General features: G+C 70.9%; 7 protein-coding genes. 5 read left to right on the top strand and 2 right to left on the bottom strand.

Going from position 1 to position 7,326, the window contains the following annotated elements:
- Positions 1-103 precede the first annotated feature (103 nt).
- On the bottom strand, positions 104-1,330 hold the full coding sequence (locus AB0I73_RS33725; protein WP_363043864.1) for an acyl-CoA dehydrogenase family protein: 1,227 nt from the start codon (positions 1,328-1,330) through the stop codon (positions 104-106).
- A 172-nt stretch (positions 1,331-1,502) separates the two neighbouring features.
- On the opposite strand from AB0I73_RS33725, the gene AB0I73_RS33730 reads away from it, so the two are divergent.
- A complete protein-coding gene (locus tag AB0I73_RS33730; RefSeq protein WP_363043866.1) occupies positions 1,503-2,144 on the top strand; it encodes a TetR family transcriptional regulator in 642 nt (213 codons plus the stop codon).
- A gap of 3 nt (positions 2,145-2,147) precedes the next feature.
- Here AB0I73_RS33730 and def read toward each other — a convergent pair whose 3' ends face one another.
- On the bottom strand, positions 2,148-2,693 hold the full coding sequence (gene def / locus AB0I73_RS33735) for a peptide deformylase (RefSeq protein WP_363043868.1): 546 nt from the start codon (positions 2,691-2,693) through the stop codon (positions 2,148-2,150).
- Between the two features lie 148 nt (positions 2,694-2,841).
- Between def and AB0I73_RS33740 the strand changes: the two genes are divergently transcribed.
- From AB0I73_RS33740 to AB0I73_RS33755, 4 genes are all read left to right on the top strand, one after another.
- Positions 2,842-4,080 (top strand): MurT ligase domain-containing protein, encoded by a 1,239-nt coding sequence (locus AB0I73_RS33740; protein ID WP_363043870.1) that lies wholly within the window; start codon positions 2,842-2,844, stop codon positions 4,078-4,080.
- Between the two features lie 42 nt (positions 4,081-4,122).
- Complete coding sequence (locus AB0I73_RS33745) at positions 4,123-4,851, top strand: glutamine amidotransferase (RefSeq protein ID WP_363043872.1); 729 nt, start codon at positions 4,123-4,125, stop codon at positions 4,849-4,851.
- 247 nt (positions 4,852-5,098) lie between these two features.
- Positions 5,099-6,124, top strand: coding sequence for a 6-phosphofructokinase (locus tag AB0I73_RS33750; protein WP_363043874.1), 1,026 nt, complete (start codon positions 5,099-5,101; stop codon positions 6,122-6,124).
- A gap of 156 nt (positions 6,125-6,280) precedes the next feature.
- A complete protein-coding gene (locus tag AB0I73_RS33755) occupies positions 6,281-7,231 on the top strand; it encodes a cytochrome c oxidase assembly protein (RefSeq protein WP_109380731.1) in 951 nt (316 codons plus the stop codon).
- Positions 7,232-7,326 lie beyond the last annotated feature (95 nt).

The raw sequence follows: 7,326 nt of genomic DNA on the forward strand, positions 1-7,326 counted from the left end.
GCGGCCGGCTCCCCACGATCGTCCCCCAGGAGCCGGGGCCGCGGAACCCGGCGTGCCCCGGCGGTGTGACGGCCCCACCGGCGGTCCTCCTCGCGGCCGGGACTCAGCGGATGGGCATGCCCGACAGGGTGCGGGCGATGACCAGGCGCTGGATCTCGCTCGTGCCCTCGAAGATGGTGTAGATCGCGGCGTCCCGGTGCATCCGCTCCACCGGATACTCGCGCGTGTAGCCGTTGCCGCCGAGGATCTGTATCGCCTGGGCCGTGACCTTCTTGGCCGTCTCACTGGCGTACAGCTTCGACATCGACCCCTCGGCCGCCGTGAACGGCTTGCCGTTGACCGCCATCCAGGAGGCACGCCACACCAGGAGGCGGGCGGCGTCGATCTGGGTGCGCATGTCGGCCAGCTGGAAGGCGACGCCCTGGTTGTCGATGATCGGGCGGCCGAACTGCTCACGGGTCTGCGCGTACTCCAGGGCGACCTCGTAGGCGGCGCGGGCGGTGCCCACCGCCATGGCACCGACGGCCGGGCGGGACGCCTCGAAGGTGGCCATCGCGGCGTTCTTCACCTTCTCACCCCCCTGCCCGGCACGCTCCCGGGCACGGGCGAGGCGCTCGTCGAGCTTCTCCTTGCCGCCGAGCAGGCAGGAGCCGGGGACGCGCACGTCGTCCAGGATCACCTCGGCGGTGTGCGAGGCGCGGATGCCGTGCTTCTGGAACTTCTGCCCCTGGGAGCAGCCGGGGGTGTCCGGCGGGATGATGAACGAGGCGTGCCCCTTGGAGCCGAGTTCCGGGTCGACGACCGCGACGACGACGTGCACGTTGGCGATGCCGCCGTTGGTCGCCCAGGTCTTGGTGCCGTTGATCACCCACTCGTCCTTGGCCTCGTCGTACACCGCGCGGGTGCGCATGGAGGCCACGTCGGAGCCGGCGTCGGGCTCGGAGGAGCAGAAGGCGGCGAGCTTGACGTCGTCGGCGTCGCCGTACATCTGCGGGATCCAGGTGCCGATCTGCTCCTCGGTGCCGTTGGCGAGGACGCCGACGGCGGCGAGACCGGTGCCGACGATCGACAGGGCGATGCCGGCGTCGCCCCAGAACAGTTCCTCCATGGCGGTGGGGATGCCGAGGCCGGTGGGGTCGAAGTACTGCTGGGCGTAGAAGTCGAGGGAGTAGATGCCGACCTTGGCGGCCTCCTGGATCACCGGCCAGGGTGTCTCCTCGCGCTCGTCCCACTCGGAGGCCGCGGGGCGGATCACATCGGCTGCGAAGCCGTGGAGCCAGTCACGGACTTCCTTCTGTTCCTCGTTGAGCTCCATGGTGAACTCGGCCATGTCCCCTCCAGCGGCGGCGCACGTGCATGTTACTTGCGGTAACCAGCAGTCTGTTACCGGCCGGTAGGGAAAGTCAACTCCCCCGGGCCCCTCGGATCCCGTCCGCTGCCCGGCACGTCGTCAGTGTTAGTTTGCGCAGGCGTCACCGAATCAGCACGGGTGGGGAGAGATCATGGACACCACACAGCGGACCGATCAGCAACGGTCCGCCGACCGCCGCCGGCGCGAGCTGCTGGAGGCCGCCGACCGGGTGGTGCTCCGCGAGGGCCCCCACGCCTCCATGAACGCGATCGCCGCCGAGGCCGGCATCACCAAGCCGATCCTCTACCGGCACTTCGGCGACAAGGGAGGACTGTACGCCGCCCTGGCCCAGCGGCACACCGACGCCCTCCTGGCCTCGCTGCGGGAGGCACTGGACGCCCCGGCGGACCGGCGCGAGCGGGTCGAGAACACCCTCGATACCTATCTCGCGGCCATCGAGCTGCGCCCTCAGGTGTACCGGTTCCTGATGCACCCGGCCGAGGGCCCACCGGGCGACCAGGGTTTCGACGTCGGCAAGCACTCGGCGCCGTTGCTGCGGCGCATGGGCGAGGAACTGGCCCAGGTCATCGAGGAGCGGCTGGACCTCGGGCCGGGCAGCCAGCAGCTGGCCCGCGTCTGGGGGCACGGGATCGTCGGCATGATGCACGCGGCCGGCGACTGGTGGCTCGGCGAACGCCCCTGCTCCCGGGCCGAACTGGTGCGCAGCCTGGCCGATCTGCTGTGGGGCCGGCTGTCAGCGGCCGACGACCGGGCCGGCGGCCCCGGTTTCTGAGCCTCAGCCGCGCCCGCTCCAGGAGGCCCGCCGTACCTGGCGGGTGAGCCTGCGCCGGCGCCAGCCCGTCAGCCGGTCGGCGTAGACGCGGCCCTCCAGGTGGTCGCACTCGTGCTGCAGGCACCGGGCGAAGAACCCGGTGCCGTGCACGGTGACCGGTTCCCCGGTCACCGTGCGGCCCTCGACGACCGCGTGGTCGTGACGTTCCGTCCCCGCCTCCAGGCCGGGCAGGGACAGACAGCCCTCCGGGCCGCGCACCACCACACCGTCCGTCTCGACCAGCCGCGGGTTGACCACGTGGCCCAGGTGACGGACGTCCTCGTCGTCCGGACAGTCGTACACGAACACCCGCAGCGGCACACCGATCTGGTTGGCGGCCAGGCCCACCCCCTGCGCGGCGTACATCGTCGCGAACAAGTCCTCCACGAGGCGGGCCAGTTCCGGACCAAAGTCGGTGACCTCCGCGCAGGGGGCGTGCAGCAGCGGGTCGCCGAGCAGGGTGAGGGGCCGTACGCGTCCGTGGACGCCCGGGATGGAACCGTGTCGCATGGCGCTCAGAGTACGGTCCTCTCAACAACGCCCGTCTCATCGGTGGTGCCATGGTTCTGGAGTGCGAATGGACCTCGATAGGCTGAGGCCCACACCACGTGGCCGCCAGCCACAGGCGCGGCGCGTACGCAAGGAGGATCGAGACTTGATGGCAGGCAACTCGGACCCGCTCACGCCGCGGGCCAAGCTGGCCGTGACAGCGGGCAAGGCGGTCGCAGCGGCATCACGCGCCGCGGGACGCGGCAGCGGTTCGGTGATCGGCGGCCGGGTGGCGCTCAAACTCGACCCCGATCTCCTCGCCCGGCTCGCGCAGAACCTGGACTGCGTCCTGGTCTCCGCGACCAACGGCAAGACCACCACCACCCGGCTCATCGCGGAGGCCCTGCGCGCCGCGGGACCGGTCGTGTCCAACGCCCTCGGCGCCAACATGCCCGCCGGCATCACCTCGGCGCTCGCGGGCGGCTCGGAGTCGAAGTTCGGTGTCATCGAGGTCGACGAGAAGTACCTCGCCGGTGTCGCCCGGGACACCGACCCCAAGTGCATCGCCCTGCTCAACCTCTCCCGCGACCAGCTCGACCGGGCCGGCGAGACCCGTATGCTCGCGGAGAACTGGCGCGAGGGCCTGGCCGGCTCCAAGGCGGTCCTCGTCGCCAACTGCGACGACCCGCTGGTGGTGTGGGCCGCTTCCTCCTCCCCCAATGTGATCTGGGTCGCCGCGGGCCAGATGTGGAAGGACGACGCCTGGTCGTGCCCGTCCTGCGGCGGTGTGATGCAGCGCCCCGGCGACGACTGGTTCTGCGGCGAGTGCGGCTTCCGCCGGCCCACCCCGTCCTGGGCCCTCTCCGGCGACCACGTCCTCGACCCGCACGGTTCCGCCTGGCCGATCCACCTCCAGCTGCCGGGCCGCGCCAACAAGGCCAACGCCGCGAGCTCCGCGGCCGTCGCCGCCGTGTTCGGGGTGCCGCCGCAGGTCGCCCTGGAGCGCATGTACCAGGTGCAGGCCGTGGCCGGCCGCTATGACGTCGTCCAGCACCAGGGCCGTGACCTGCGGCTGCTGCTCGCCAAGAACCCCGCGGGCTGGCTGGAGACGTTCTCCCTCATCGACCCGCCGCCCGCCCCGGTGATCCTCTCGGTGAACGCCCGCTCCGCCGACGGCACCGACACCTCCTGGCTGTGGGACGTCGACTACACCCGGCTGACCGGTCACCCGATCGTCGTCCTCGGCGACCGGAAGCTGGACCTCGCGGTGCGGCTCGAGGTCGCGAACCAGCAGTTCCAGGTCTGCGACGACCTCGACCAGGCGCTGCAGCAGTGCCCGCCGGGCCGGATCGAGGTCATCGCCAACTACACCGCGTTCCAGGACCTGCGCCGCCGCGTCGGCAACTGACGCGGCGACGTATCGCGACGTACTCACAAGGACAGTGACTTCATGAGCGACAACGGTCTGCGGATCGTGTGGATCTACCCCGACCTGCTCAGCACCTACGGCGACCAGGGCAACGTGCTCGTCGTGGAGCGCCGGGCCCGGCAGCGCGGCCTCGACGTGGCCCGGCTCGACGTGCGCAGCGACCAGCCGATCCCGACCTCCGGCGACATCTATCTGATCGGCGGCGGTGAGGACCGTCCGCAGCGGCTCGCGGCCGAGCGGCTGCGCCGGGACGGCGGACTGCACCGGGCGGTGGAGAACGGCGCGATCGTGTTCTCGGTGTGCGCCGGCTACCAGATCCTCGGCCACGAGTTCATCAACGACCTCGGCCAGCGGGAGCCCGGCCTCGGCCTGCTCGACGTCGTCTCGGTGCGCGGCGAGGGCGCCCGGTGCGTCGGCGACGTGCTGGGGGACGTCGACGCGCCGCTCGGGCTGCCGCCGCTGACCGGCTTCGAGAACCACCAGGGCGTCACCCACCTCGGCCCGACGGCCCGCCCGCTCGCCCGGGTGCGCTTCGGCAACGGCAACGGCACGGGGGACGGTACCGAGGGCGCCTACAACGACACCGTGTTCGGCACGTACATGCACGGTCCGGTGCTGGCCCGCAACCCGCAGATCGCGGACCTGCTGCTGAAGCTGGCGCTCGACGTCAACGCGCTGCCGCCGACCGACGACCACTGGTACGAGGCGCTGCGCAACGAGCGCATCTCGGCCTCGCAGCAGCCCGCGTAGGACCCGCGCCACGACGTCCGCCCGGTCGGCGTCCCGGTGTCCGCGAGCCCGTGGACACCGGGGTGCGGACCGGCTGTTCGCGGGGGCGTCACCGGCCCGTCTGACGGCTGGTCCGCACAGGTGAGCGGGCTCGTCCAGTAGGCGGACGCGCGCTGCGGGCCCACCCCCGGATGCCGCTAGGGTGGCGGGGATCGAGCCGGACGACGCGGTCCGGTCCCGGCCCACGGCGAGAAGGTTGTTTCGGGCTATGCGTATTGGTGTCCTCACGTCCGGCGGAGACTGCCCCGGTCTGAACGCCGTCATCCGGTCCGTAGTGCACCGCGCGGTCGTCGACCACGGCGACGAGGTCATCGGCTTCCGGGACGGCTGGAAGGGCCTCCTGGAGTGCGACTACCTCAAGCTCGACCTCGACGCGGTGGGCGGCATCCTCGCCCGCGGCGGCACCATCCTCGGCTCCTCCCGGGTGCGTCCCGAGCATCTGCGGGACGGTGTGGAGCGGGCCAGGGGCCACGTGCAGGAACTCGGTCTCGACGCGATCATCCCGATCGGCGGTGAGGGCACGCTGAAGGCGGCCCGGCTGCTGTCGGACCACGGCCTGCCGATAGTGGGCGTCCCGAAGACCATCGACAACGACATCGCCGTCACGGACGTCACCTTCGGCTTCGACACGGCCGTCGGGGTGGCGACCGAGGCGCTGGACCGGCTGAAGACGACCGCCGAGTCCCACCAGCGGGTGCTCATCGTGGAGGTCATGGGCCGGCACACCGGCTGGATCGCCCTGCACTCCGGAATGGCGGCCGGCGCCCACGCGATCGTCGTGCCCGAGCGACCCTTCGACATCGAGGAGCTGACCGCGACGGTCGGTGCGCGGTTCTCGGCGGGCAAGCGGTTCGCCATCGTGGTCGCCGCGGAGGGCGCCAAGCCGAAGGCCGGGACCATGGACTTCGACGAGGGCGGCAAGGACCTCTACGGCCATGAGCGGTTCGCCGGGATCGCGCGGCAGCTCTCCGTGGAACTGGAGTCGCGGCTCGGCAAGGAGGCGCGTCCGGTGATCCTCGGGCACACCCAGCGCGGCGGGACGCCGACGGCGTACGACAGGGTGCTGGCCACCCGCTTCGGCTGGCACGCCGTGGAGGCCGTGCACCGCGGGGAGTTCGGGATGATGACGGCGCTGCGCGGAACGGACATCGTGACGGTGTCGCTGGCGGAGGCCGTGGAGACGTTGAAGACGGTGCCCGAGGACCGCTACGCGGAGGCGGAGTTCGTCCTGTAGTAGCTGTGACCTCCCGCGGTGTCCGGGCCGTCCTGAGCCCAGGATCCCCCGCGGCACCTGTGAGCAGAACCGCCCCCGGTCACAGTCGCGGCGGGGGACGGTTCTACTCTGGTGCGGACAGACAGCGCACAACCCCCACGAATCAGGAGCCGCCGGATGGATCACAGCGGGCACGGCATGACCATGGATCTGCCGCCGTTCACGCTGGCGCGAGGGCTCGCATGGTCGACCGAGCCGTTCTTCCTCGTCTCCTGCCTGTTGGGGCTGGCGTTGTACGGCTGGGCGGTGGTGCGCCTGACGCGGCGCGGCGACAAGTGGCCGGTGGGACGGACCGTCTCGTTCGTCCTCGGCGTGCTGAGCATCATGCTCATGATGTGCACCGGGCTGAACGACTACGGCATGGTCATCTTCAGCGTGCACATGGTGCAGCACATGATGATCAGCATGGTGTCCCCCATCCTGATCCTGCTCGGCGCCCCGATCACGCTCGCGCTGCGCGCGCTGCCGCCGGCGGGACGCGGGCGCAAGGGGCCGCGCGAGCTGCTGCTGATGCTGCTGCACAGCCGCTACATCCAGGTCGTCACCCACCCGGTGTTCACCATCCCGATGTTCATCGCGAGCCTGTACGGGCTGTACTTCACCCCGCTGTTCGACTTCCTGATGGGCTCCCAGGTGGGGCACATCGCGATGATGGTGCACTTCCTCGCCGTCGGTCTGGTCTTCTTCTGGCCGATCATGGGCGTGGACCCGGGTCCGCACCGGCCGGGCTACCTCATGCGGATGCTGGAGCTGTTCGCGGGCATGCCGTTCCACGCGTTCTTCGGCATCGCGGTGATGATGGCGTCCACGCCGATGGTCACCACGTTCCAGAACCCGCCGGCTTCGCTCGGCATCGACGCGCTCGCCGACCAGAACGCGGCCGGCGGTATCGCCTGGGCGTTCAGCGAGGTCCCGTCCGTGCTGGTGCTGATCGCGCTGCTCTTCCAGTGGTACGCCTCGGAGAAGCGGCACGCCAAGCGCACCGACCGCGCCGCGGACCGTGACGGCGACAAGGAGCTCCAGGCGTACAACGCCTATCTGGCCTCCCTGCACACACGCGGGAGCTGAGCTCCCCCCCCGTTATGTTTTCCGCGGTCCTGCAAGAGGGCCGCTGGCCTCCGGGCCCGGCATGACTGTGTCCCCCTGTCGATCGGATGACCTGG

Source organism: Streptomyces sp. NPDC050388 (assembly GCF_040655635.1).
GTDB lineage: Bacteria > Actinomycetota > Actinomycetes > Streptomycetales > Streptomycetaceae > Streptomyces.

What these genes read in the sequence shown, in the direction of transcription:
- AB0I73_RS33755 (WP_109380731.1), top strand. Translation starts at nt 6,281, where the DNA reads ATGGATCACAGCGGGCACGGCATGACCATGGATCTGCCGCCGTTCACG.
- AB0I73_RS33730 (WP_363043866.1), top strand. Translation starts at nt 1,503, where the DNA reads ATGGACACCACACAGCGGACCGATCAGCAACGGTCCGCCGACCGCCGC.
- AB0I73_RS33750 (WP_363043874.1), top strand. Translation starts at nt 5,099, where the DNA reads ATGCGTATTGGTGTCCTCACGTCCGGCGGAGACTGCCCCGGTCTGAAC.
- AB0I73_RS33745 (WP_363043872.1), top strand. Translation starts at nt 4,123, where the DNA reads ATGAGCGACAACGGTCTGCGGATCGTGTGGATCTACCCCGACCTGCTC.
- AB0I73_RS33725 (WP_363043864.1), bottom strand. Translation starts at nt 1,330, where the DNA reads ATGGCCGAGTTCACCATGGAGCTCAACGAGGAACAGAAGGAAGTCCGT.
- def (WP_363043868.1), bottom strand. Translation starts at nt 2,693, where the DNA reads ATGCGACACGGTTCCATCCCGGGCGTCCACGGACGCGTACGGCCCCTC.
- AB0I73_RS33740 (WP_363043870.1), top strand. Translation starts at nt 2,842, where the DNA reads ATGGCAGGCAACTCGGACCCGCTCACGCCGCGGGCCAAGCTGGCCGTG.